Origin of the sequence: Christiangramia sediminicola (assembly GCF_031344135.1) — a bacterium.
Classification (GTDB): domain Bacteria; phylum Bacteroidota; class Bacteroidia; order Flavobacteriales; family Flavobacteriaceae; genus Christiangramia; species Christiangramia sediminicola.
The window spans coordinates 265966-289218 of the sequence record NZ_JAVJIU010000001.1; the positions used below are offsets into that span (position 1 = coordinate 265966).

General features: G+C 37.3%; 28 protein-coding genes and 1 tRNA gene. 13 read left to right on the forward strand and 16 right to left on the reverse strand.

What is annotated here, in order from left to right; translation table 11 throughout:
• Window positions 1-55: 55 nt before the first annotated feature.
• The 11 genes from RE431_RS01235 to ruvC form a co-directional block, all read right to left on the reverse strand.
• Window positions 56-1765, reverse strand: a complete 1710-nt coding sequence (locus RE431_RS01235) for a DUF885 domain-containing protein (protein ID WP_309560142.1) — start codon at window positions 1763-1765, stop codon at window positions 56-58.
• A gap of 24 nt (window positions 1766-1789) precedes the next feature.
• Window positions 1790-2794 (reverse strand): metal-dependent hydrolase, encoded by a 1005-nt coding sequence (locus RE431_RS01240; protein ID WP_309560143.1) that lies wholly within the window; start codon window positions 2792-2794, stop codon window positions 1790-1792.
• Window positions 2795-4573: a MutS-related protein gene (locus tag RE431_RS01245; RefSeq protein ID WP_408914504.1), complete on the reverse strand. Its 1779-nt coding sequence runs from the start codon at window positions 4571-4573 to the stop codon at window positions 2795-2797.
• Window positions 4573-4932, reverse strand: a complete 360-nt coding sequence (locus tag RE431_RS01250; RefSeq protein ID WP_309560145.1) for an MmcQ/YjbR family DNA-binding protein — start codon at window positions 4930-4932, stop codon at window positions 4573-4575. The genes RE431_RS01245 and RE431_RS01250 overlap by 1 nt, the downstream gene beginning before the upstream one ends.
• Before the next feature lie 116 nt (window positions 4933-5048).
• Window positions 5049-5333 (reverse strand): GIY-YIG nuclease family protein, encoded by a 285-nt coding sequence (locus RE431_RS01255; protein WP_309560146.1) that lies wholly within the window; start codon window positions 5331-5333, stop codon window positions 5049-5051.
• 92 nt (window positions 5334-5425) lie between these two features.
• Window positions 5426-6043, reverse strand: a complete 618-nt coding sequence (locus RE431_RS01260) for a DUF4230 domain-containing protein (protein ID WP_309560147.1) — start codon at window positions 6041-6043, stop codon at window positions 5426-5428.
• A 1-nt stretch (window position 6044) separates the two neighbouring features.
• Window positions 6045-6395 carry a DUF4260 domain-containing protein gene (locus tag RE431_RS01265; protein WP_309560148.1) on the reverse strand — a complete coding sequence of 117 codons (351 nt, stop codon included), beginning with the start codon at window positions 6393-6395 and terminating at the stop codon, window positions 6045-6047.
• Window positions 6392-7144, reverse strand: a complete 753-nt coding sequence (locus RE431_RS01270) for a cyclase family protein (RefSeq protein WP_309560149.1) — start codon at window positions 7142-7144, stop codon at window positions 6392-6394. The genes RE431_RS01265 and RE431_RS01270 overlap by 4 nt, the downstream gene beginning before the upstream one ends.
• A gap of 157 nt (window positions 7145-7301) precedes the next feature.
• Entirely contained in the window at window positions 7302-8426 is a 1125-nt protein-coding gene (gene hemW / locus RE431_RS01275; RefSeq protein WP_309560150.1) for a radical SAM family heme chaperone HemW, read from the reverse strand.
• A 21-nt stretch (window positions 8427-8447) separates the two neighbouring features.
• Window positions 8448-8819 (reverse strand): four helix bundle protein, encoded by a 372-nt coding sequence (locus tag RE431_RS01280; protein WP_309560151.1) that lies wholly within the window; start codon window positions 8817-8819, stop codon window positions 8448-8450.
• 23 nt (window positions 8820-8842) lie between these two features.
• Entirely contained in the window at window positions 8843-9394 is a 552-nt protein-coding gene (ruvC, locus tag RE431_RS01285; protein ID WP_309560619.1) for a crossover junction endodeoxyribonuclease RuvC, read from the reverse strand.
• Between the two features lie 73 nt (window positions 9395-9467).
• Between ruvC and RE431_RS01290 the strand changes: the two genes are divergently transcribed.
• Both RE431_RS01290 and RE431_RS01295 read left to right on the forward strand, forming a co-directional pair.
• Window positions 9468-10634, forward strand: coding sequence for a glycosyltransferase family 2 protein (locus RE431_RS01290; RefSeq protein WP_309560152.1), 1167 nt, complete (start codon window positions 9468-9470; stop codon window positions 10632-10634).
• A gap of 11 nt (window positions 10635-10645) precedes the next feature.
• A complete protein-coding gene (locus RE431_RS01295) occupies window positions 10646-10936 on the forward strand; it encodes a YciI-like protein (RefSeq protein WP_309560153.1) in 291 nt (96 codons plus the stop codon).
• A 10-nt stretch (window positions 10937-10946) separates the two neighbouring features.
• Here RE431_RS01295 and RE431_RS01300 read toward each other — a convergent pair whose 3' ends face one another.
• From RE431_RS01300 to RE431_RS01320, 5 genes are all read right to left on the reverse strand, one after another.
• Complete coding sequence (locus tag RE431_RS01300) at window positions 10947-11420, reverse strand: hypothetical protein (protein WP_309560154.1); 474 nt, start codon at window positions 11418-11420, stop codon at window positions 10947-10949.
• Between the two features lie 123 nt (window positions 11421-11543).
• Window positions 11544-12689 (reverse strand): tetratricopeptide repeat protein, encoded by a 1146-nt coding sequence (locus RE431_RS01305; protein ID WP_309560155.1) that lies wholly within the window; start codon window positions 12687-12689, stop codon window positions 11544-11546.
• 19 nt (window positions 12690-12708) lie between these two features.
• Complete coding sequence (locus RE431_RS01310; protein WP_309560156.1) at window positions 12709-13209, reverse strand: energy transducer TonB; 501 nt, start codon at window positions 13207-13209, stop codon at window positions 12709-12711.
• A 16-nt stretch (window positions 13210-13225) separates the two neighbouring features.
• On the reverse strand, window positions 13226-14839 hold the full coding sequence (locus RE431_RS01315; RefSeq protein ID WP_309560157.1) for a M56 family metallopeptidase: 1614 nt from the start codon (window positions 14837-14839) through the stop codon (window positions 13226-13228).
• Window positions 14839-15201 carry a BlaI/MecI/CopY family transcriptional regulator gene (locus RE431_RS01320; RefSeq protein ID WP_309560158.1) on the reverse strand — a complete coding sequence of 121 codons (363 nt, stop codon included), beginning with the start codon at window positions 15199-15201 and terminating at the stop codon, window positions 14839-14841. Before RE431_RS01320 ends, RE431_RS01315 begins: the two co-directional genes overlap by 1 nt.
• A gap of 108 nt (window positions 15202-15309) precedes the next feature.
• Between RE431_RS01320 and RE431_RS01325 the strand changes: the two genes are divergently transcribed.
• From RE431_RS01325 to RE431_RS01375, 11 genes are all read left to right on the forward strand, one after another.
• Window positions 15310-15807 (forward strand): DUF456 domain-containing protein, encoded by a 498-nt coding sequence (locus tag RE431_RS01325; protein WP_309560159.1) that lies wholly within the window; start codon window positions 15310-15312, stop codon window positions 15805-15807.
• Between the two features lie 57 nt (window positions 15808-15864).
• Entirely contained in the window at window positions 15865-16914 is a 1050-nt protein-coding gene (locus RE431_RS01330; protein WP_309560620.1) for a flavin-containing monooxygenase, read from the forward strand.
• 109 nt (window positions 16915-17023) lie between these two features.
• Window positions 17024-17485 (forward strand): QcrA and Rieske domain-containing protein, encoded by a 462-nt coding sequence (locus RE431_RS01335; RefSeq protein ID WP_309560160.1) that lies wholly within the window; start codon window positions 17024-17026, stop codon window positions 17483-17485.
• 114 nt (window positions 17486-17599) lie between these two features.
• Window positions 17600-18367 carry a TatD family hydrolase gene (locus tag RE431_RS01340; protein WP_309560161.1) on the forward strand — a complete coding sequence of 256 codons (768 nt, stop codon included), beginning with the start codon at window positions 17600-17602 and terminating at the stop codon, window positions 18365-18367.
• A 50-nt stretch (window positions 18368-18417) separates the two neighbouring features.
• Entirely contained in the window at window positions 18418-19554 is a 1137-nt protein-coding gene (locus RE431_RS01345) for a 1-acyl-sn-glycerol-3-phosphate acyltransferase (RefSeq protein WP_309560162.1), read from the forward strand.
• Window positions 19544-20572 carry an asparaginase gene (locus RE431_RS01350; protein ID WP_309560163.1) on the forward strand — a complete coding sequence of 343 codons (1029 nt, stop codon included), beginning with the start codon at window positions 19544-19546 and terminating at the stop codon, window positions 20570-20572. The genes RE431_RS01345 and RE431_RS01350 overlap by 11 nt, the downstream gene beginning before the upstream one ends.
• Before the next feature lie 66 nt (window positions 20573-20638).
• Window positions 20639-20726 (forward strand) — tRNA-Ser (locus RE431_RS01355).
• 67 nt (window positions 20727-20793) lie between these two features.
• Window positions 20794-21597, forward strand: a complete 804-nt coding sequence (locus RE431_RS01360) for a MotA/TolQ/ExbB proton channel family protein (protein WP_309560164.1) — start codon at window positions 20794-20796, stop codon at window positions 21595-21597.
• Between the two features lie 13 nt (window positions 21598-21610).
• Window positions 21611-22048, forward strand: a complete 438-nt coding sequence (locus tag RE431_RS01365) for a hypothetical protein (RefSeq protein WP_309560165.1) — start codon at window positions 21611-21613, stop codon at window positions 22046-22048.
• 1 nt (window position 22049) lies between these two features.
• Complete coding sequence (locus RE431_RS01370) at window positions 22050-22658, forward strand: biopolymer transporter ExbD (RefSeq protein ID WP_309560166.1); 609 nt, start codon at window positions 22050-22052, stop codon at window positions 22656-22658.
• A gap of 30 nt (window positions 22659-22688) precedes the next feature.
• Window positions 22689-23171 carry an ExbD/TolR family protein gene (locus RE431_RS01375; RefSeq protein ID WP_309560167.1) on the forward strand — a complete coding sequence of 161 codons (483 nt, stop codon included), beginning with the start codon at window positions 22689-22691 and terminating at the stop codon, window positions 23169-23171.
• Window positions 23172-23253: the final 82 nt, after the last annotated feature.

Consider the following 23253-nt stretch of genomic DNA (forward strand, 5'->3'; position numbering starts at 1 on the left):
AAAGATAGTTTAAACCCAGCCTTAGGAAATATATTCCCGTAATTACTTTTTTGATCTAGGTTTTAGAATTGATATAATTCATCACTCTTTTCTCAAGAATTGGTAAGGTAACCACACCTTCTTCCAGGATGACTTCATGAAATTTTCTGATATCGAAATCCTGTCCTAAAGCCTCTTCAGCCTTTTTTCTAAGTTCCCTGATCTTTATTTCTCCGATCTTATAGGAAACTGCCTGCCCTGGCCAGGAAATATAACGGTCTACCTCGGTATTGATCTCATGAATGGATAGGGCGGTGTTCTTTTTCATAAAATCTACCGCCTGTTCTCTGGTCCAGCCTTTAGCGTGGATTCCTGTGTCGACCACCAGTCGGCAGGCACGCCACTGTTCATAGGTCAATTTGCCAAAGATCTCATATGGATTTCGGTAAATGCCCATTTCTTCAGCTAGAAATTCAGAATATAATCCCCAGCCTTCGCCAAATGCAGAGATATAAAAATTCCTTCTGAATTCGGGAATTTCTTCTCCTAATTCATTATTCAGAGAAATCTGTAAATGATGCCCGGGAACAGCCTCGTGAGCTGTAAGGGATGGTAAAACATATTTTGGTCTGCTGGGTAGATCATAAGTATTCACCCAGTAATACCCGGGCTGTGTATCGTTTGAGGCTCCAATATATCTTCCCGTAGTGTACTTTGGGGCAATAGCATCAGGAACTTCAGCGACTCCATATGGTTTCCTTGGGAGTTTGGTAAAATAGGCTGGCAGTTTCGCATCGATCCTTTTAGCAATATCCCTGGCGAACATGAGTAGTTCTTCCGGCGTTTGCGCATAGAATTGTTCGTCTGTTCTTAGAAAATTAAAGAATTCTGAAAATGAACCTTCAAATTTGGTTTCGGCTATCACCTTTTTCATTTCTGTATTGATCCTGTTCACTTCATCTAAACCAATGTTATGAACTTCATCGGCGCTGAGGTCTAAAGTGGTATAGTATTCCAGTAAATAATCATAATATTCCTCACCGTTCGGTCTTTCTGAAACACCCAAGGTTTTTCTGGTTTTCGGAAAATACTCGGTTTCAAAGAATTTTTTGATCCTTTTAAATTCAGGGATCACATTTTTAGTGATCGTTTCTTCAGCTGCATTCAGAATTGAATCCTTTTGTTTTTCAGATAAAGAGGAAGGCAGATTCTCGAATGGCTGATAGAAATAACTATTCTTATAATTATCAACGATCTGGCTATTATAAGTATTTTCATAACCTTCAAAAATCACCAATGGCTGAGTGATCCCTTTTTTTAAGCCCTCTCTTAAAAGTTTAAAATGCTGATCTGTATAATAGGGGATCGCATTTAATTTATTGAGATATGCTTTTACCTGGTCATAATTGTTGAGCTCGCGAATATGATAATTTAGGCTGAGGTGAAATCCCGCATCAGAAAGTAACGGGTTCAAAAAAGCCTCGAATTCATATGTTTTAACCGTGTTTTGTAGATCATATTTTAAAAGATCGGCTGAGATTCTTTCTGATTCTGAAAGCTCAGAATAATCAAGTTTTTCAAGGTCTTTTAAAAGTTTTTCCGCGAAATCAGCTTCATGTTCATAACGTTCCTCCGTATATAAACCAAGGGGGTAATCTGATCTCTTATAGTATTCATATTGCTGAAATTTTTCAATGATCTTTTCTAAAGAATTTGAATCTATTTGAGCAAAAACAGAACTTGAAAGAAGAATAAAAATGGCAAGAAATGCCGGAATGACTCGCATAAACTGAATTTTTCCTAAATATAATTAATTACCTAGAATGCGTGCCCATAGTCGGGGAAGAAGGTTTTTTGCATCACTCATCTCTTTTTCAGTTTCCGTGGCTACTAATTCTCCGTGCTCTTTGGAAAGTTTATAACTGAAAATAAATTCGGAATCGGGATTTTCAATATCCATAGTTCCGAAGCGGAGATCATTAAAACGCAACTCATCACTTTCCTTGGAAAAAGTATACCAGCCTTCACTGATCTGAATTAATCTATTAAGATTTGGATCGTCGGCAATTTCACCCGCCAGTTCATATTTCTTCGGAATACTGTGAAAGCTGATCGGCTGTGAGTCGAATATCGAATAGTTCCCGATAAGAAAAGCGTTTTCAGTTTCAATATTTGCAGTCCATAAGATCGAGTTTAATGGAGTAGGCCTGGTGTCCATTCGTTCATACTGAATATTTTGATTTTCCAGCGCATTTTCGAATTTCTGAAAAGTATAGAATTTTAAAGCAGGCGTAATAATTAGTAAATATAGGCTGCTAACGATCAATCCAAGCTGGTTGTATTTTTTCCTTTTAGGATCTGTTCGTTTTAAACGTAAAGCCAAGATTAAAAACACCAGGAATGGCAAAGTGTAAAGCGGATCTATCACGAATATGTTCTTATAAGCCAATCGAAGATCGAAAGGCCAGAAAAGTTGCGTTCCCCAGGTGGTATGTGCGTCGAGTAATGGATGGGTGAACAATCCCCAGAACATGAGCCATGACCAGTTCTTCCAGCTGGCTTCAGATTTTGTTTCGATCTTTGAAATTAGCCAGCCAAAAATGGGTGCGAAGGCCACTGCAAATACGATGGAATGTGAATAACCACGGTGAATTTCAATAGCTGTGATCGTATCGAAAAAATTGCCCACGAAAGTGTCTAGATCGGGAATCGTTCCGGCGATCGCTCCGTAAAGCATGGCTTTATTGCCAACTTTTCTTCCAAGTACTGCTTCTCCAACGGCTGCGCCTAGTACGATCTGGGTTAATGAATCCATCTATGCTTCCACAATTTTCATCTTCCGAAGAAGGAAAGAGGCGTTCATATTCTTGCAAATGCCGTCTTTTAAATGATAGTCGAAATGTAACTCGTCATTCACAATTTCAGCATCAAAATAGTAATTTTCAACCTGCTCCAATTCTTCACTAATTTCGCAAAGACTTAGATCGTGCGTAGCTATAATTCCGGTGGAATTTGTCCCTACAAGTCGCTGAACAAATTTCCTCGAACCTATTGCTTTATCGGTGCTATTTGTTCCTTTCAGGATTTCATCCAGTATTATAAAATAATTCTCTGTCTGAATCTTATCAACGATAAATTTCAGCCGTTTTAATTCTGAAAAGAAATAAGATTCATCATCCCCAAGTGAATCGCTGGTTCTCATACTGGTGATAAGCTTGATTGGCGAATAACTGCAGGTTTTTGCGCAAACCGGAAGTCCGATATTTGACATTACAATTTGCAGGGCCACGGTTCTGAGAAAAGTACTTTTCCCGGCCATATTTGCGCCGGTAATAATAAAGAATTGCTTTCCATCAATTCTGAAATCATTATCGATCCTTTTTTCAGGATGCAGTAATGGATGCCCAAGTTCAGAAGCATTGGTTCCCTGGCCTTCAGGTACAATATCAGGATAGGTATAATGGTGGTGGTTAAAAGCAAAATTTCCCAAACTGTTATAAGCATCAGTCTTTTCTACCGCTTCAAACCAATGTTCCACGGCAGCATGGTGCTTCTTGATCCACTTTTCAATTCTGTAAGATTGTCTAAGGTCCCATAGAAGTAATCCGTTGGCGAAAATGGCAAATAAAAAATTATTTCGCTGGTCCAGTGCATCTATAGCTTTGGAAAAATCCTTTAAGGTACTTGAAGCTTTTTGTGATTCTGAAATGATCGAATCCTTAACCTCTTTCATTAATTCAGATTCGAAGGTTTCAGTCTCTAGAAAATCCAGTAGCTGGTGATATTGCTGAAAGGTATCCTGAACCTTACTTACAGTTTCTGATAAAATTTTTAATTTTTTGAGGAAAACTCCGGTAATTATCATCCCTATTAAATACCATAACAGTACTTGTGAACCACCTATTATGCTTAAATAATAAAGCGCTAAAACGCCAATTGACAATATAGAAAATAGCGTTGGAAGCCATTTCATATATGCGGGCACGAAACTTTTATAATTTCTAATCCAGTTTATAATGAATTTAGAATCGGTTTCTGTTTTTACAAGGGTGGCTGTTGCAGAATAGTTTTGTCTCCAGTCGGCTTTGGAAGCTAGTTCTTTTATAGCCTCCTGTTTTTTAATAATATCAGTAGTCTTGTTCGAGAGAAGTATCCTGGCCAGTCTGGCTTTACCTTCTTTTAATGCTGTTCTATTAAGAAACTGAAAAAAAGATTTTCTTCCGAAAAGATCAATATCCTGGGCATAGGCATGATCAACCGGTTCAAATTTCTTTCCGTCTGCCAGGTCTGAAAAATCTCGGGTTTTAAGAACTCTTAATTCGAGTTTATTTATTTGGATCAACGCTTTTAATTTGTCCTTTTCTTTTTTCATGTTGGAATGCCTAGAAATGAGAAAAAGGAAAGCTGCTATTAAAACTATCACCAGCGGCAATAGAATATTGATGTTGTTGTAAAAAAAGTAAATCGAAGCACAAATTGTCAGGAAAACGAGCAGTCGAAGGCTACTCGATAAAGCTAGTTTTTTGGAGATCTGTTTTTTTAAATCGGAATATTTCGCTTCTTGCGAGGAATAAAATTCTTCAGCTTTTGTCATTATAAATCTTCAAGTTCCTTCTTTAATTTTTTGGTAAGTCCGTCTACAACGAGTTCATAAGAATGATCGATCAATTTAAAAACCAGCTTCGCATCTAATCTTCCGTCTAAGACGAGCGTGTTCCAATGCTGCTTATTCATATGATAACCCGGCAGAATATTGTCTTCATATTCCTCACGAAGTTGAATAGCTCGTTCTGGATCACATTTCAGATTCGACCGCAATGGAACTTCGTCCAGCGAAACGATAGAAAACATTTTACCCATCACTTTTAATACAAGATTATCCGGACCAAAAGGTAGGCCTTCAGTCACCCCTTTTTTATTGAGGCAATAATCTCTAAAAGTGTCGATGTTCATTTTTATTTAAATTCATTAGAACCTGAAACAATTCTGATCGCTATCGGAATAGGGTAACGTAATTATTAATGATTGATATTTTCAAAAAACCGTCATGCTAAACTTGTTACAGCATCTCAAAGTTCGGAAAACAAATCTTTCAATTCTGGATTTTTAGTTTTAATCAAGTTCAATTTCCAGTCTTTATGCCAATTTTTTAATTGTTTTTCTCTCGAAATCGCTTGACCTATATCCGTAAATTCTTCAGAATACAGCAGATCGTTAATATTGTATTTTCTGGTGAAAATTGATCCTTCACCTCTTTTATGCTGAATTAGTCTGGTCTTCAATTCAGAAGTTACACCAATATATAAGACTGTTCTGTTCTTATTAGCCAAAATATAGGTGTAGCTTTCCTTCATTTTAATCAATAAAAGACCCTGAAACAAGTTCAGGGTGACATTATAATTTTCATTTTCAATATTTCGTCTTGCTGAACTTGTTTCAGCATCTTTTATTGATTTTCGATCTTCTTGTTTTCAGCATTTTCAATGGTAAGCGCCGTATAATCCAGTTTCCATCCGATGGTTTCCACGATCTTTTCCATCAAAACTATGGTGTCCAGGGCTTCCTTACGAGCCTGATCCATGAGTCCGCTTTGGGGAATCTTATCAACGATGGCTTTTTTCGCGTCACGATTAATGTCCGTTAAGTCAGAAGTCGTAAACGGGTTTGCCCATCCTTCGCGTTTGTCGTAATATTTAAAATCTGTTTCAATCGTTAAAAGTTCCGGCTGAGGAAAATTGGTAAGAATGATCTTTTTATGCTCATTATCGCTTTGCATCTGGATCTTGCTTAAATCAAAACCAATATGCGCTTTTGCGGTAACAAGGACAATTGCTTTTTTCTTCCCGAGAACCAGACTAAGGTATTTTTCCTTCATATTCTCGTAGTGGTAGATCTCAGAGAAGTCACCTTCAATACTAATGAACTTGCAAACACTTTTGATTTTATCCATCAAAACGACCGACTGCTCACTGGTTTTAAGTTTTGAGCGATCCTTGTTGAAAGCGGCGAAAATAAAGTAAGCGATCACGGCACCAACGGCCAGTCCTATAAAGAGTAATTCCATATTAATTTCCTATTTCTCCCAGGTGCGTAAATTTAAAGCCTTTTTCGTACTTCAATCCGTATCCCAGTAAACGGTCAAAGCTGGAGTGCGCAAACAAAATAATACCGGCGACTTCCAGTTCCTGCAATTTAAGATAATATCCAACTAAGCCAATGATGATGGCGAGACCTTTATGATGAAAAATATTATAAAAAAATGCTCCAATTTTATTGTTTGCCACGTAGCCCAACATTCCAATATCAGGAACAAAGAACAAACCCATGAACCACCACCAGCTTAGATCCTGAAGACTGAATGCCCAGATGCCAAGTAATAGCATCGCCAGTTCTTCCAGTTTTAAAATAATATTCATTCTTCGATAATTTTATAAAGTACCGGTTTGCAAGGCGCCGCGTCATTCTCAAAAGAAGCCGGCTGAAGATTTAAGAAATACTCTCCATCTTCAATTTTATTCGGAACATAGATCAATTCAGTGATCGTAGCGTTAAAACGAGTATTTTTTGGATAGTCCCAAAAAGCTTTATGAGCCAGCAATTTACCTTCATCCTTTTCCTTATCTACAGATGGCTGATCTATTAGAAAATGTTTTATTCCAGATTCTCTAATCAAAACCATTGCATCTTCTTCAATATAAGGCCAGTTGGTATGCGAATGATTTTTAGAGATCTTACCAATATAATTTGGCACTGTTCGGAGCACCAATGCCTCCGTATCGAGATTCTTAAGTTTTGAAGCGATCTGAGATTTTGTAAAGACCAGGTCTTCTCCTTTTTTCAGAGGTTCAATAGAAATTAACCTAGCTTTAAAAAAAAAGCTTTTCAAATGTTGCTGAATAGTGTTGAATTCAGAACTAATATGGCCAACACACTCGGTATGGGTAGCATGAGCGTGCGGATTGAACCAGATATTATTGAAATTCACTGAAGATCCCTTGCTCACTTTCCCTATAAAATCACCGTCTACCACCGGCTCTATTTCTGGATGCTTTAGATACCAGGCCATCGGATTTTTGTTGTCCCCGCGCAGGCTGATGGAAATGTCCAGCGGATGAGAGAAATTTATTTTATAGGATTTGCCTTTATGGCTGATGTTCGCTAACATGTTGCTTGATTGGTCCTAACAAATGTAGCATTTAGTTGAAAATTGAAGATCTACAATTAAAAATTATCTTTCCTATGGAGTCTTGCTGAACTTGATTCAGCATCTCAGAAGACCGTGAAACAAGTTCAGCATGACCACACTTACTTTAGGCTTCCGGTTAATCTATATAAAACAGATCTGCCGCGATCCCATCACTTAAGAACTTGCCTTTTGAAGTAATATGGAAAGTGTTTTCTATAGTTTCCATAAGTCCGTCTTCAATAAATTTTCCGGAATCTTTTAAGAAATGTGAACTGTATTTTTCACCAAATTTCTCCTGAAGGTCTTCTACAGAAATCCCAAATTTGGTTCGAAGCCGTGTCATAACATATTCATTATAAGAATCGGTTGTGGAGAGCTCTTCGGTTTGCTGGGGCAGTTTCCCAGCTTCGATTGAATTAATATAAAGACTGTTATTGCTTATATTCCATTTCCTAGAAATTCCATCATAGGAGTGTGCAGAAGGGCCTATACCTAAATATGATTTACCCAGCCAGTAAGCCATGTTGTTCTGAGAATGGAAGCCTGGTTTTCCATAATTAGAGAACTCATAATGTTCAAAACCATTCTTAGTAAGAGTCTCAAAAAGAATGTCAAATTGATCCCGGTAAGTTTCGTCTGCTACCGGTTTTATTTTCCCTTTTTCAATAAATTTTTCCAGGGCAGTTTTTGGTTCCACGGTCAGGGCATAACTGGAAATATGCGGAATTTTAAGTTTGAGTGCGGTTTCCAGGTTTTCTATCCATTGCTCGTTGCTTTGTCCCGGAATTCCGTAAATAAGATCGATGCTGATATTGTCAAAATACTGCTTTGCTAATTGCAGTGACTTTAAAGCTTCTTCAGAATTATGCGCCCGGTTCATCAATTTCAGATCTTCTTCAAAAAAAGATTGAACTCCAATACTCAAGCGATTAACCGGGGAAGAATTCAGAATTTTTATCACTTCTTCAGTAAGGTCATCGGGATTGGCTTCAAGAGTGATCTCAGCATTTTTTGAAACTTCAAAATTTTCGAAAATCGTTTTAAAAATGAGATCAAGCTCCTGAGCATTTAGTAGAGATGGGGTACCTCCGCCAAAATAAATGGTCTGAATAGTTTCTTCCAATTCATGTTTTCTCAAAACCAATTCCTTGCAAAGCATCTCAACTAACTGTGATTTCTTTTTGGTAGAGGTAGAGAAATGAAAATCACAATAATGGCAAGCTTGCTTGCAAAAAGGAATGTGAATATATATACCGCTCATACAATGATCAGTTAACAATAATCAATTATCGGGTTTGTTGATTCTGGTTGATTTTAGAATCGAATATAGAATTTTTGATAATTCATCTGCTTGCTCAAATAATTCTAGAAATTGGCTTTCATCTAACGATTTTGAATCTTTTAATAATTTAAGCCAATATTTAGTTTCAAGACTTTCCTTGTACGCTATAGATATTTTTGAAGAGAAATCGGCATTTGAAATAGCTCCGTTTGCCTCGGATACATTAGCCCCTATTGAAGTGCCACATTTTAGTAATTGTCTGGATAAAATATATTCTTTTCGGCTATCTAATTTTTTACAGAGAAAAACAATTTTCAATGCAAACTGATATGATTTGTCGGCAAGAACATTCTTTTTCTCAAATTCAGCCATTGATAATTGTTTATTGGTAATTGTTATTTGATCCTTTTCGGGTTTTGTTTGATAAACGCATCCCAGCCAGTGTAACTTTTGCCAAGATCGGTTTTTCCAGAATTGTAGAAATGACAAACCGCGGCGGCAAGTCCGTCTGTTGCATCCAGGTTTTTAGGCAGCTCACCAATCTTCAACTGACTCTGCAACATTTTTGCCACCTGTTCCTTACTGGCATTTCCGTTTCCCGTGATCGCCATTTTAATTTTTTTCGGTAAATATTCCGTGATTGGGATCTCTCTGGAAAGTCCGGCAGCCATCGCCACTCCCTGGGCACGGCCAAGTTTAAGCATGGACTGAACATTTTTTCCGAAGAAAGGAGCTTCAATTGCGATCTCATCTGGATGATAATTATCAATTAGTTCAATGGTTCTTTCAAAGATCAATTTCAACTTTTTATAATGGTCTTTATATTTCGTTAGCTGGAGCTCATTCATCTGGACAAAACTCATCTTTTTATTTTCCACTTTGATGAGCCCAAAACCCATAATGGTGGTTCCCGGATCGATACCAAGTATGATCCTTTCGCTTTTCAAAACTGACTTTTCCGAAGATTTGCTCACAAAAATTACCTAATTTGGGACTTTCACAAAGCTAAACAATTCTGTCTTGGCAGCATCAAACTTATCGGTTATGCTTTTGCTCATTTTCCTGGGTCTTACCACAGCTGCTTATATGGGCCTTATCATCGCGTTTATTTTTGGATTTAAAAGAGTTCCAGAATTTGGGCTTAAAGGAAGAACTTCTAACAATACATTTTCGATCATCATACCCTTCAGAAACGAAGAAAAAAATCTATCTGCACTTTTTAAATCGCTATCGCACCTGAATTATCCTACCAGTAAATTCGAAATTTTACTTGTTAACGACGAATCTGAGGATGATTCGAAATTTCTTGCTGAAAATTTTAAAATGGATTTTCCTGAATTTAAAATCATTATTCTTGAAAACGATAGAAGATCTAATTCACCAAAAAAAGACGCAATTCAAACAGCTATTGAAAAATCTCAATTCGATTACATCGCAACCACCGATGCAGATTGCGTGGTCCCGGCGAAATGGCTGCAGTTTTTCGATGAATGTATCGAACAAACTCAGGCTAAACTGATAGCGGGACCGGTTGGTTTTATTCAGGATCAAGGAAATAAGAAAGCTTATTTTCAGAATTTTGAGGAAATGGATTTTATGAGTTTACAGGCTTCTACAATAGGAGCCTTTGGGCTTGAAAAAGCTTTTATGTGTAATGCGGCAAATATGTGTTACGAGAAGAAAGTTTTTATCGAAGAGTCTGGTTTTGAGAGAAACAGTGAAGTTGCCAGTGGAGATGATGTTTTTCTATTGCAGGAATTAAGAAAAAAAGGATTCGAGGTGTCCTTTATTAAATCTGAAAAGGCGGCTGTATTTACCAATTATCAAGACAGCTTAAAAGAATTGATCAATCAGCGGACTCGCTGGGCGGCAAAGACATCTTCCTATAAAAGCAATTTTGCAAAATTTACGGGAGTGATCGTTTTTATGATGAATCTTTGCCTGATCGTTTTCACCGGACTCGCTCTTTTTAGGATAATTCCTTCTCAGTTCCTGTTGATTGTATTTCTTATAAAATTCAATGCAGATTTTATTTTGATCTACCGAGCGGCAAAATTTATGAATAGAGAAAATCTTATGCGTTATTATTTATGGAGCAGTATTATGTATCCATTTTTTAGTGTTTACGTGGCAATTCTGTCTCTTTTGAAAGGTTACGAATGGAAAGGGAGAAAGTTTAAGACTTAATAAATTATACTATGAATTACTATATGCTTATTTACAAACTGGCAGAAAATTATTTAAAAGATCGTGGCCAATACAGGTCAGAACATCTTGAAATGGCGAAAAGAGCTACTGAAATAGGAGAACTTATTCTGGGTGGTGCTATGGATGATCCAGCAGATGAGGCTATTCTAATCTTTAGAGGAGAAACAGATAAAGCAGCAAAAGCTTTCGCAGAAAATGATCCTTATCTGAAAAATGGACTAATCAAAGAATGGAAAGTTAGAAAATGGAATGCTGTGATAGGTAGTAAATTTGAGGGCTGATCAAATTTTATTATTCCGCCTTTACTACTACCGGCATTTTAAAGACTGTCGAAACCGGAATCCCTCTTTTACTAGCCGGATAGATCTTTGGTAGAGAATCTATACTTTGTCTTAGCCATTGTTCGATTTCCGGTAATTGGTTCGTAACTGTAGTGTCTATTTTCACCGAATCGATCTGAGGTTTTCCTTCTTTTGTGATCTCTAAATAAAGATAAAGAGTGTCATTAATACTTTCAGTGACTACCGGTTGCTGACTCGCCAGAAAAGAATAAATAGTAGTAGCGACCTGTCTTTCAAAACAGTTTTTAGCCGCTGCAAGCCCTGTCTTGTCCTGGCAGTTTTCAAAAGCCGGATATTCATCTACTTCTTTCCAGTTTAGAGACCGCGATTCCTGTTCTAAAACCTCTTCAGAAGAGATCTTTTTCGTCTCAAAATTGCAGGAGGTTAGTATTAAAGTAAATACGAATAGTAAAACTTTTTTCATTGGCAATCCGCTTTCGGACTCCAAAAATAGTGAAATATAGCAGGTTAGGAAAAATTGCGCGAATTAAAATATTTCAACCTGATTTTCAACATTCAGAAGCTCATGCTATAAGTGGGAAAGACTTTATTTCGCCTGGTGGATTTCACTTTTTAATTCGCTTACACGGTAGCGCGCAACCGAAAGCATATCGTTTCTGCCATTCTCTCCAAACTTCTCTAAATATGACTCGTATAAATTTAAAACGGCTTCTTTATCCTCAAAATAGGCATCTGCAGCAATAGCGCGTTCAAGAATAGCTCTTTCATTCTCAGGATTTTCCTTTATGGCATTTTCAAAAAACTGCAATGCCTCTTTAAATTTCTCTTTGTCTTTCTGAATTAATCCTAAGTTTAAGTATTCTCTGTCTACCGGTTGATCCTTTATCATTAAAGCCTTGGAGAAATGATCTTGTGCTTTTTCCATTTCATTCTTTTGAAAATAAAGAGCCCCAAGATTGCTATGAACACCTGAATTGTATTCATTGATCTCCAGCATTTTTTCGTAGGTTTCAATAGCCTTATCATCCTGCCCGGTAACGCGGTAAGATTTCGCCAGTTTTTCAAGTATAAATTCAGAACTTTCGCCAAGTTCTATTAGTTTCTCATATGGCTCAATGGATTTTTCAAATTGCAATGACCTGGAATAAGACTGTCCTAAAATGGATAGTAATGAAACATTATTTGGGCGGACCGCTAAACCTTCATTGCAATAAGTTATGGCGTTGTACGATTTACCGTTCTGTAAATGGTTTTTTGCGACTTTGTATAAAGCTCCCTGATGAGTAATTTCTTTACTAAGCGTTTTATAAAAATACTTTATCGCAACAGAATCTTTTTTCTTTTCTTTTGCTAAACCAATTCGGTATAAAAATCCAGGATTATCGGGGTACTTTTCGCTTAGATTGCTGAATAGGCTATCTGCCTCAACTGCTTTCCCGGTTTCTAAAAGCAATTCACCATAGTCAATAGTAGTCAGAATTCGATCGGGATTTTTTTCAAATACTTTTTTGTAATTCATCAAAGCGTCTTCATTCTGAGAATTTGCTTGCTGAAGTTTCGCAAGCTTTAAAAATACTTTTTCCGATTTTGGTTCAGTTTTTTCGAGTAATTCTATAGCTTCAGATCGTTTTCCAAAAGAAAAAAGGCTGTCCGCAGCCTTTATAGTTTCTTCCTGGGAAGAAACCGTCAGCGAACAACCTAAAACTAGAATTATTAAAAATCTAATTTTCACAAATTAAGGTTTTATTGATTTATCCTTTCTTATTCTCTTTCTTGTCTTCTTCTGGAACCGCAAAAGCTATAGGCAATGAATACATTATAGCAATGTCTTTACCATCTTTTTGTCCAGGTTGCATTTTAGGAAGACTGCTTACCACTCGGTTAGCTTCAGTCTGAAGAGTTTCTCTTACATTGGCCTTGTCTGCCAGGGAGCGAGAACGAACTTCAGTAATGCTGCCGTCCTTATCTATTTTGAACTGAACGACAATGCGAGTGGTACCTTCAATTTTTAATTGTTTACCCAGCGCTGTATTGAAATTCTTATTCACATGATTCGTGATCTTTTCTACTGTGCAATCCTTCATGGCTTTACCGCTTAGTTGTTCACATCCTGGGAAAGCTGGAACCTGATCTGCTACCGCAAATGGATAGGTGTCCAATTCACTTTTAGAATCTTTCTCCTGACTTATTCCCTGAAACGAAGTAAGAATTAGGGTGATCGCTAAAGCGTAATATTTGATAAATGTTTTCATAATTAAGTATTTAAATTTATTCGGTTACTTGAAAGGCGATTGGTAATGAATACATCACATTAACCGGCTGCCCATTCTGTTCTCCAGGAATCATGTCTGGCATACTTGAAATCACTCTTTTAGCTTCTTCTTCAAGCGCCGGGTGAGGAGCTCTTGCTTTTACCTCTACAATTTGACCAGAAGTGTTTATTTTGAATTGAACAATAACTCTGTTAATACCAGTTAGGCCCAGTTCTTTTCCTAAATCTGTATTGAAGTTTTCATTTACAAATTTAGAAATTTCACTGCTGGTGCAGTTTCTTCTTGGATCATCAACCCATTTGTCACAACCTTCAAAAGCTGGAGCTTTATCTATCACAGCGAAGGGTACGTCAAGCTTGCCATCATACATGCTGTTATTGTGTTTACGGATGTAAAGATCTTCTGCAGAACCTGGCGCTGGTGGTGGAGGTGGAGCACCAGCAGAATTTGAACCTTTAGATCTCAAATTCATAAACATAGTGTACTCACTTCCATCTTTTTTTGAAACAATCATTTTATCATATGATTCTGGAACATCTTCAGAAACGCTATGAACGGAATATTTTACTTCTTCCGCAACGTAGTCTATAGAAGCCCAAGCCACATAATCCGGATGATTAAAAAGGAACTCTTCGAATTTATCATGTATCCTTTGCTTATCAGCAGTCATGCCTTGAGTCTTATCCAGCGTATAGCTGTATTGAGATAATGAGGATTCTGTTTCTTCCTGAGTTTCATCATCTGAACATGCAACATAAGTAAGCATGGCCAACATTAATGGGATTACCATTAAAAATTTGAATTTAGAAAGTTTTGATGATTTGTTTTTCTGTAACATAATAATTCGTTTTTTGATTAATGAATGATTAAAAAATTGATTGATAAATGAAATATTCTGAGTGCTGAAAGCCGTGTTCAGTAATTGCTCATAATATGTTTTTCTTTCGGTGGTCTTTACGACCTCGTCATCTGCAATAAATTCATGCAGTCCTGCAATCCTGTTTTGATAGATGTAGATGAGAGGATTAAACCAGAATACGATTTTTAAAATTTCAAAGAATACCAGATCGAGACTATGTTTTTGCTTTACATGAACCAGTTCGTGGGAAAGAATATGTTGCTTTTCAGCCTGCGATAATTGATCTCCCAAAAACACCGTATTGAAAAAGGTGTAAGCAGCATCAGAATCTGGAACTTCAATGATCCTGAAGTTCTCTTCCTTTGAAACCTGTTTGAAACTAAAAAGCTTATTTAGGTTTCTGTATTTTTTGATGAACAGTATTAAGGCAAATGAAAATCCGGTTAGGTAGGTGATGAGCCACCAGTTCAGTTGCAATCCGCTTTCGCCATAAACTGTTACAGTAGGAAGGGTTTCGGTATAAATTCCCGTTTGATTCCCTATCATTTGCGGGATTATTATTCGTGCAGTTTCCGGGACTGCTTCTACCAGGAATTCCAGTCTTAACCAAGGGATAAGAAATGCCAGTATGGGTGTTACCAGTAAATACAAACGGTTATAGTTGAAAAAAGTCTCTTTCTTCAGGAAGAACTCATATACCAGTAAAAAGAATAGCTGGAAAAATATGATCTGTAATATATAATGTGCCATTACGCGTCTTTTTTACCAATTTCCTTTAAGATAGCCTCCAGCTCTTTTGTGCTCATATCATTCTTTTTCATAAAGAACGATAGCATGCTTTTAAATGAGCCGTTGAAATAGTTATTCACTAACTGATTCATACTCTGGGTGCTATAAGTTTCTTTTTCCACTACCGGAAAGTAGATGTATCCTTTACCTTTCTGGCGATGGTCTACAAATTCCTTGTTTTCAAGAATTCTTACAATCGTGGAGACAGTATTGTATGCAGGCTTCGGTTCAGGCATTTTTTTAATAATGCTGGCAACATTCGCCTCTTTTAGATCCCAGAGAATTTGCATAATCTCTTCTTCAGCTTTGGTTAATTGCTTCATTGTAAGTGAATTTGTTTTTGCTAATATAAACTAAGTTTTTAGTTTAAACTAATATTTTAGTTAAAAATTGAAATTAAGTTGATTATCTTCGTTTTTTAAAGATATGAGATGGAGATATTATTACTAGTAGTAGCAGGCTTATTTATGATATTGGGAATACTGGGAAGTTTTCTTCCGGTTTTACCGGGTGTTCCTTTAAGCTGGATAGGTTTATTGATATTTTATCTGATTCCCGGTGTAGGTATCAATTATTTGTTTTTAGGTATTACCCTGGCGGTTGCTATCCTTTTTTATGTGTTGAATCTTATAATCCCGGCCATGGGAACAAAAAAGTTCGGTGGTAGTCGTAAAGGTATGATTGGTGCCACCATAGGTTTGATCATCGGTATATTTGCGCCTTTTCCTTTTGCTATCCTTATATGTCCTTTCATTGGTGCCTTTATAGGTGAAATTCTGAATAAGAGTACTTCGAAAGTTGCTGGAAAAGCGGCTTTCGGATCTTTTCTAGGTCTGCTGGCATCAAGCTTTATGGAATTTGTGGTTACCTTCGCATTTTTGATCCTTTTCTTATATCAATTCTGGAGCTATAAGGATATTATCTTCTAAAATGAGGCTGATTTTCAGAAAGCTTTAAAAACCTTACTTTTGCAAAAAAGTAAAGGAATGTTGGATTTTATAGTTGTTGGAGCTGCACAGGCCGGATTGGCCATGGCTTATTATCTAAAAGAGCAGAGAAAAGATTTTCTGGTTGTAGATAAGGAATCAGAAATTGGTGCATCCTGGCTAAACCGATGGGATTCACTTACTTTATTTACTCCTTCTGAATTTAATAATATGCCGGGAATGCAATTTCCTGCCGAGAAAGGTCACTATCCTTCAAAGACTGAAGTTGCCAAATATTTCAAGAATTATGTTGATGAATTTCAGATTCCGGTTCAATTGAATACGTTGGTTCAGAATATTTCACATCACGATGATCATTTTGTCATCCAAAGTTCAGAAGGCGAATTGAAGGCTAGAAATGTGGTGATTGCAACCGGACCTTTCCATATACCATATACTCCGCCTTTTTCAAAGAAGATCGATGAGGAGATCTTTCAGATCCATAGCAACTATTACAAAAATCCAGGCCAATTACAGCCGGGAAAAGCAATGGTGGTTGGAGCTGGAGATAGCGGCTTTCAGATTCTGGATGAGGTTTCTCAGGATGAACGCGGAGTTTATTTTTCAGGAACCACAGATGTAAAAGTTCTTCCGCAGGAGATACTTGGTAAAACTTTATGGTGGTGGTTCACTAAATCTGGTTTTCTAAGTTTTAGTCGGGATACCTGGTTAGGTAGAAAAATTTCCAAATCCAGGCAGCCAGTAATTGGTACTGATGTGAAAGAGATTCTAGAAAGACAGAATGTAGAGGCGGTTGGAAAAACTAAAAATGCCGAAGGCGAACTTATTTTTACGGAAAATAAAAAGATCTCAGATATCCGAAATATTATCTGGGCTACCGGTTACCGCCCAAATTTCAGCTGGATAGAAGGTCTCGAGCTTGCGAAAGACGGTTATCCAAAACATTATAGAGGAGTAAGTAATATTGAAGGTTTATACTTTATAGGTCTTCCGTGGTTACACACTCGAGGTTCAGCCACACTTGGTGGTATAAAAAAGGATGCTAGTTATCTTGCCGATCAGATTTTGAAAAACAATCAGCTTAATTAAATAAAAACCTCATTTCCTTAAAACTTTGCTCGTAATATTTACGTAACTATTTTAAATATGTTAATTTCTTGAGATATATTTAATACGTGTCAAACTAAATTTTACGATTATGAAAAGAGGTGAATTCTTAGTTAAAGGAGTACTATTGGCCTGTTCCGGAGCCTGTGCCTTAACTGCATGTAGTACGGGTGATGATGGTGGCGGAGGAATGGTAACGCCACCGGTTGGTGGAAATGGTGGAGGCGGTAGTTCAAGTACCGTTTCCGTAGAACTTTCCAGCCTTGCTTCAGTAGGAGATCAAATCACCAAAGAAGGTGTGCTCTTTTTCAGGATCGGTTTCGGAAATTCTAATTCAGACTTTGTTGCTACAGAGGCCGTTTGTCCGCATCAGGGAGGCCAATTGATTTGGGTAGAAGATCAGGGATATATAGAATGTCAATTACACTTTGCGAGGTATGAAAATGATGGTGACACCATTCGCGGTCCGCAAAACGCCTCAGGAAATACTAGAGATCTAAAAATCTATTCCACGTCTATTAGTGGGGGGACTATTACAGCTACCAAAAGCTAATATTTCAATTTTTGCTAATTGAATTTTTGTTCCCGGTTTAAAACCAATCGGCAGGCATTTGATATTTAGTTAATTCATTTTTATCGTTCTGCATTCTTCCATTACTTTTGCAGCATGATAATTACAGATACACATACTCATTTATATAGTGACTCTTTTGATGAAGATCGAAAGGAAGCAATTCAACGTGCGATAGATAATAATATCGAACGTTTCTTTATTCCCGCCATAGATTCTGAAACGACCCAAAACATGTATGAGCTTGAAAAAGCCTATCCTGAAAATGTCTTTTTAATGATGGGGCTTCATCCTACTCATGTAAAAGAGAATTATGAAGAGGAATTAAAACATATTGAAGACGAATTTGAAAAAAGAGATTTTTATGCTGTAGGTGAGATCGGGATAGATCTATACTGGGATAAATCTACACTGCAAATTCAGAAAGATGCGTTTAAAAGACAGATCCAGCTGGCCAAAAAGAAGAATCTTCCCATCGTGATTCATTGTCGTGAAGCTTTTGATGAAATTTTTGAAGTTCTTGAATCTGAGAAGGATGATAAGTTATTTGGCATTTTTCACTGTTTTACCGGAACTCATGAACAGGCCTTGAAAGCACTGTCTTATAATATGAAATTAGGTATTGGAGGGGTTGTTACCTTTAAGAATGGTGGGATAGATAAATTCCTGAATCAAATATCAATTGATGAAATCGTACTGGAGACAGATTCACCATATCTTGCTCCAACGCCTTTCCGAGGAAAACGAAACGATCCTGTCTATATTCTAAAGGTTGCAGAGAAGCTTGCGGAAATATATGATCTTCCACTAGAAAAGATCGCCGAGATAACCACAAAAAACTCGAAGGAAGTTTTCGGAATTTAAAGCTGTTAAACAGAAATTTTGTTCATTTGTTGAATTAATTTTAGATATAGGTGCAGAATTTTGACGATATAAGATTTTACAAGGATGAGGAAGTGAATCCTGCTTTGCAGGAATATATGAAGCATCCTATGGTAAAAGCCTTACTACAATTTACTTTTCCGGAGTTGAAATCTGGAGATATAGAGGCGATTTTAAAGGAATGCCATTCCATTTCAGACTTTCAAAGCAAGGTGATCTATCTCACCGTTGAGAAGGTTTTGGAGAAAACTAGTGAAGGTTTGACAGATGGCGGATTCGATGATCTGGAATCTTCAGAAACTTACTTTTATATATCCAATCACCGCGATATTATTCTGGATACTTCGCTTATCAATTACACGCTGCACGATCACGATCTAACCATGACTGCTTCGGCAATTGGAGATAACCTGGTTCAAAAGCCCTTCTTAATGGCTTTATCTAAGTTGAACAGGAATTTCCTTGTGCAGAGAAATCAGAGTCCGCGTGAAATGCTGAAAAGTTCAATGAGACTTTCAGAATACATCAGGCAATTGCTATTTGAGGAGGACCGTTCCGTTTGGATGGCTCAACGTGAAGGAAGAACTAAGGATGGTAACGATTTTACACAACAGGGAGTTCTGAAAATGGTAGGAATGGCCAAAGGAGATCTTGATGTTCTAGATTATTTCGCCAAGATGAAGATCGTTCCAATAGCAATGTCTTATGAATTTGATCCTACAGATATGCTTAAGATGCCTGAAGTTCTGGCTAAAAGAATGAAGGAGGAATATAAGAAGTCGGCCAATGAAGATTTCAATAGTATCATGCAGGGAGCGATGGGGCAAAAGGGACGTATACAGATAAATGCTGGAAAAGTAATTACAGAAGATGATTTTGAAGAGATCAGAAAGAAAGAACTTTCTATTAATGATCAGCTAAAAGAGGTTGCCTCTTTAATAGATAAAGCCATTTACAGGAATTATAAGTTATGGCCATCAAATTACATCGCTTACGATCTTCTCAAGAACGAGGAGAGATTTGTAGATGAATATACCGAAAAGGAGAAAAGACAGTTTGATAGACGAATAAGCAGAAGGGTAGATGTGAAGAATCCACTTGCCCTGAACAGTTATTTATTGATGTATGCAAACCCGGTGATCAATAAAATGTCTTTGAATGAAGAATAGGTCTAGAATACTACTTATTTATACCGGTGGTACCATTGGTATGATCAAAGATTACGATTCTGGGGCTTTGAAAGCTTTCAATTTTGATGAGCTTTTACAAAACATTCCTGAGCTGAAGATCCTGGAGCATGATATCGAAACTTTAAGTTTTGATGATCCTATAGATTCTTCCAATATGAACCCGGCTTACTGGGAATTAATCGCAGGGACTATCAATGATCATTATGATTTATATGATGGATTTGTAGTGCTTCATGGTAGTGATACCATGTCTTATACCGCTTCTGCCTTAAGTTTTATGTTTGAAAACTTAACCAAGCCAATCATTTTTACAGGTTCACAATTACCTATTGGAGATCTTAGAACAGATGCTAAGGAGAATTTGATTACAAGTATTCAGATCGCAGGTTTACAGAAAAATGGAAAGCCGGTGATCTCGGAAGTTGGATTATATTTTGAATATAAATTATACCGTGCCAATAGAACAACGAAGATAAATGCCGAACATTTCCAGGCATTTTCATCCATGAATCATCCGGCCCTGGCAGAATCTGGTGTATATCTATCAGTAAACTACAAAGCTTTGTGGAAACCAAACCGCAAGCAAAAAACGAAATTGCATACCGGTTTTAATAATGAAGTGCTGGTTTTAAAGATTTTTCCTGGAATAAGTGAAAGCACGGTAGAGTATATATTATCCAAGCCAAATTTGAAGGGAGTTGTAATAGAAACTTTTGGAAGTGGTAATGCGCCAAATGCTCCGTGGTTTCTGAATATCTTAAAAGAAAAGATCAAAAATGGATTAAGCGTTGTAAACGTAACTCAGTGTGTGGCAGGGAGTGTCACGATGGGTCAATACGAAACTAGCGTGGGATTAAAACGAATAGGAGTGGTCTCTGGAAAGGATATCACTACAGAGGCTGCGGTCTCAAAATTAATGTACTTATTAGGAAAGGATTTGTCTCCTAAAGTATTCAAGACTATTTTTGAAACTTCATTAAGGGGCGAAATGTCCTAAAATTAACGGTGTCATACTTGACGGGAACGGTTTTTTTTTGTTATTTGCCGCCCCGAAACAAGAAACAGAGAGGTGGCCGAGTGGTCGAAGGCGCACGCCTGGAAAGTGTGTATACGTCACAAGCGTATCGAGGGTTCGAATCCCTTCCTCTCTGCTAAGTGTTTTATTAAAAATAATTTATATCTTTAACCCTTTAACTAATTAAATTAAGACAAACAGTAATGAAAAGATTATTTTCTATTTTGGTAATCGCCGCGATTACGGTTCTTGGAACCTACAATCTACAGGCGGCTAACAGCGCTAATACTTTGCCAGGAACGATTGTGACCTTTGTACAGGATGACGAGGAAGCAGCAGCCGGTGATGAATTGGAAGAAGAAGAACTTGGTTTTCACCAGGAGCTTAAAAAACGTTTCATCGAAGGTGGTCCTGCCTTTATGGGGATCGTTCTATTGTGTTTAATTCTTGGACTGGCAATCGCCATTGAGAGAATTATCTTTTTAAATCTTTCAACTACTAACACTAGAAAGCTTGCTCAGAATGTTGAGGATGCACTTAATAGTGGTGGTATTGAAGCAGCTAAAGAAGTTTGTAGAAATACAAAAGGTCCTGTTGCTTCTATCTACTATCAAGGACTTGATAGAGCTGACGAAAGCATCGAAGCTGCTGAAAAAGCGGTTGTTGCTTACGGAGGTGTTCAAATGGGACAACTTGAGAAGAACGTATCTTGGGTTTCTTTATTTATCGCATTAGCTCCTATGCTTGGGTTTATGGGTACTGTAATCGGGATGATTCAGGCTTTTGACCGTATTGAAGCAGCAGGAGATATGCAGCCATCACTTGTGGCAGGAGGTATTAAAGTAGCACTTCTTACTACAGTATTTGGTTTGATCGTTGCGATTATTCTTCAGATTTTCTACAACTATATCATTGCTAAGATAGACAGTATCGTTAACGATATGGAAGATGCTTCTATCCTTCTTATCGATATGTTAGTAGCTTACAAGAATAAAAAAAGAATCTAAGACAAAGTAAATTATGACCTTACATAAAATATTAAAATATCTGGCACTTGTTATTGGTGTGATAGGGATGATCCTTCTGGGAAGGATTATCGCTACCGGTGACGATGCCATTAAAGCCTCGGCAGACCTTCAGGGTAGTCATTTAGACCCTTACATGTGGATTGCTTACTTGGTTCTATTAGCCGTTATCGTGCTAGTTGGAATATTTGTGATCGTAGGTTTATTCAGAGGTAATATTAAGAACACTATTATTGCTATAGGATCATTTTTAGTGATCGTAGTCGTTGCTTACGTGTTAAGTGACGGTACAGCAAAAGAACTTAAGGACGGTACTATGCTTTCAGCATCTGGTGATCATTGGGTTGGAGCAGGTTTAATCACCTTCTACATCCTTGCCGGAATAGCTATCGCTGCGATGGTATTCTCTGGAATTAAAAAATTGGCTAAATAATATGGCAAAGAGATCAGCACCGGAAGTCAACGCGGGTTCTATGGCGGACATTGCCTTCTTACTTCTTATCTTTTTCCTGGTAACTACTACCATTGAAACAGATAGCGGGATAAGTAGGAAATTGCCGCAATGGCAACCTGAAGACGTTGAGCCTCCGATTATTAAACAACGTAATATTTTTACAGTAGAGGTTAACAGTAATAACCAACTATTGGTAGAAGAGGAAGAGATGGAGCTTTCTGAACTTCAGGAAGCAGCTGTTGAGTTCTTAGATAACGGTGCGGGTACTGGAGATGAAGCTTGTAGCTTCTGTCAAGGTGCTAAAGATCCTGCATCATCTGTGAATCCTCAGAAGGCCATTATCTCATTGATGAACAACAGAGGAACGGAGTACGGAACATATATCGCTGTACAAAACGAACTTGTGGCTGCATACAACCAGCTTAGAGATCGTGAAGCTCAGAGAACGTATGGTATGACTTTCGTTCAGATGGAGAAGAATTATAATGATCCTAGTTTTAATGGCGATAAAGAAGCCTTAAAAGAGAAGATCGATGTAATTCAGGATATGATTCCTCAGAAATTATCTGAAGCCGAACCAAAAAGCTAGAGCTTTTAACAAACGAAAACGACTTTAATTATGTCTAAATTTAAAAAGAAAAAGTCTGGAGAATTGCCCGCTATTAGTACGGCATCTTTACCTGATATCGTTTTCATGCTCTTATTTTTCTTTATGGTTGCAACTGTAATGCGTGACAATACTTTAATGATTGAAAACAAATTACCGTTCGCAGATCAGGTTGAAAAGCTTGACAAGAAAGATTTGATCATGTATATCTACGCCGGGAAACCGAGCAAAAGATACCAGGCTAAATATGGAACAGAAGCCCGTATTCAGTTAAATGATAAATTTGCGAGTGTTGAAGAAGTACAGCAATTTATCTATTCTGAAAGAGAGTCTAAAAGGGAAGAATTAATCCCTTACTTAACTACTGCATTAAAAGTAGATGAAGAGACTAATATGGGTCTTGTTTCAGATATCAAACAAGAATTGCGTAAAGCCGAAGCATTAAAGATCAACTACACAACTGTAGTGGGTGATGCTCAGCAGAACGTAGAATAATCTTTTCGATTTAATTATATAAAGCATCCTGTTTGGGTAATCCAGACAGGATGTTTTTTTATATTTAAACTTTAGATCTGAG

What these genes read in the sequence shown, in the direction of transcription:
- RE431_RS01235 (WP_309560142.1), bottom strand. Translation starts at nt 1,765, where the DNA reads ATGCGAGTCATTCCGGCATTTCTTGCCATTTTTATTCTTCTTTCAAGT.
- RE431_RS01240 (WP_309560143.1), bottom strand. Translation starts at nt 2,794, where the DNA reads ATGGATTCATTAACCCAGATCGTACTAGGCGCAGCCGTTGGAGAAGCA.
- RE431_RS01245 (WP_408914504.1), bottom strand. Translation starts at nt 4,573, where the DNA reads ATGACAAAAGCTGAAGAATTTTATTCCTCGCAAGAAGCGAAATATTCC.
- RE431_RS01250 (WP_309560145.1), bottom strand. Translation starts at nt 4,932, where the DNA reads ATGAACATCGACACTTTTAGAGATTATTGCCTCAATAAAAAAGGGGTG.
- RE431_RS01255 (WP_309560146.1), bottom strand. Translation starts at nt 5,333, where the DNA reads ATGAAGGAAAGCTACACCTATATTTTGGCTAATAAGAACAGAACAGTC.
- RE431_RS01260 (WP_309560147.1), bottom strand. Translation starts at nt 6,043, where the DNA reads ATGGAATTACTCTTTATAGGACTGGCCGTTGGTGCCGTGATCGCTTAC.
- RE431_RS01265 (WP_309560148.1), bottom strand. Translation starts at nt 6,395, where the DNA reads ATGAATATTATTTTAAAACTGGAAGAACTGGCGATGCTATTACTTGGC.
- RE431_RS01270 (WP_309560149.1), bottom strand. Translation starts at nt 7,144, where the DNA reads ATGTTAGCGAACATCAGCCATAAAGGCAAATCCTATAAAATAAATTTC.
- hemW (WP_309560150.1), bottom strand. Translation starts at nt 8,426, where the DNA reads ATGAGCGGTATATATATTCACATTCCTTTTTGCAAGCAAGCTTGCCAT.
- RE431_RS01280 (WP_309560151.1), bottom strand. Translation starts at nt 8,819, where the DNA reads ATGGCTGAATTTGAGAAAAAGAATGTTCTTGCCGACAAATCATATCAG.
- RE431_RS01295 (WP_309560153.1), top strand. Translation starts at nt 10,646, where the DNA reads ATGAATTACTATATGCTTATTTACAAACTGGCAGAAAATTATTTAAAA.
- RE431_RS01300 (WP_309560154.1), bottom strand. Translation starts at nt 11,420, where the DNA reads ATGAAAAAAGTTTTACTATTCGTATTTACTTTAATACTAACCTCCTGC.
- RE431_RS01310 (WP_309560156.1), bottom strand. Translation starts at nt 13,209, where the DNA reads ATGAAAACATTTATCAAATATTACGCTTTAGCGATCACCCTAATTCTT.
- RE431_RS01315 (WP_309560157.1), bottom strand. Translation starts at nt 14,839, where the DNA reads ATGGCACATTATATATTACAGATCATATTTTTCCAGCTATTCTTTTTA.
- RE431_RS01320 (WP_309560158.1), bottom strand. Translation starts at nt 15,201, where the DNA reads ATGAAGCAATTAACCAAAGCTGAAGAAGAGATTATGCAAATTCTCTGG.
- RE431_RS01325 (WP_309560159.1), top strand. Translation starts at nt 15,310, where the DNA reads ATGGAGATATTATTACTAGTAGTAGCAGGCTTATTTATGATATTGGGA.
- RE431_RS01330 (WP_309560620.1), top strand. Translation starts at nt 15,865, where the DNA reads ATGTTGGATTTTATAGTTGTTGGAGCTGCACAGGCCGGATTGGCCATG.
- RE431_RS01335 (WP_309560160.1), top strand. Translation starts at nt 17,024, where the DNA reads ATGAAAAGAGGTGAATTCTTAGTTAAAGGAGTACTATTGGCCTGTTCC.
- RE431_RS01340 (WP_309560161.1), top strand. Translation starts at nt 17,600, where the DNA reads ATGATAATTACAGATACACATACTCATTTATATAGTGACTCTTTTGAT.
- RE431_RS01350 (WP_309560163.1), top strand. Translation starts at nt 19,544, where the DNA reads ATGAAGAATAGGTCTAGAATACTACTTATTTATACCGGTGGTACCATT.
- RE431_RS01360 (WP_309560164.1), top strand. Translation starts at nt 20,794, where the DNA reads ATGAAAAGATTATTTTCTATTTTGGTAATCGCCGCGATTACGGTTCTT.
- RE431_RS01365 (WP_309560165.1), top strand. Translation starts at nt 21,611, where the DNA reads ATGACCTTACATAAAATATTAAAATATCTGGCACTTGTTATTGGTGTG.
- RE431_RS01370 (WP_309560166.1), top strand. Translation starts at nt 22,050, where the DNA reads ATGGCAAAGAGATCAGCACCGGAAGTCAACGCGGGTTCTATGGCGGAC.
- RE431_RS01375 (WP_309560167.1), top strand. Translation starts at nt 22,689, where the DNA reads ATGTCTAAATTTAAAAAGAAAAAGTCTGGAGAATTGCCCGCTATTAGT.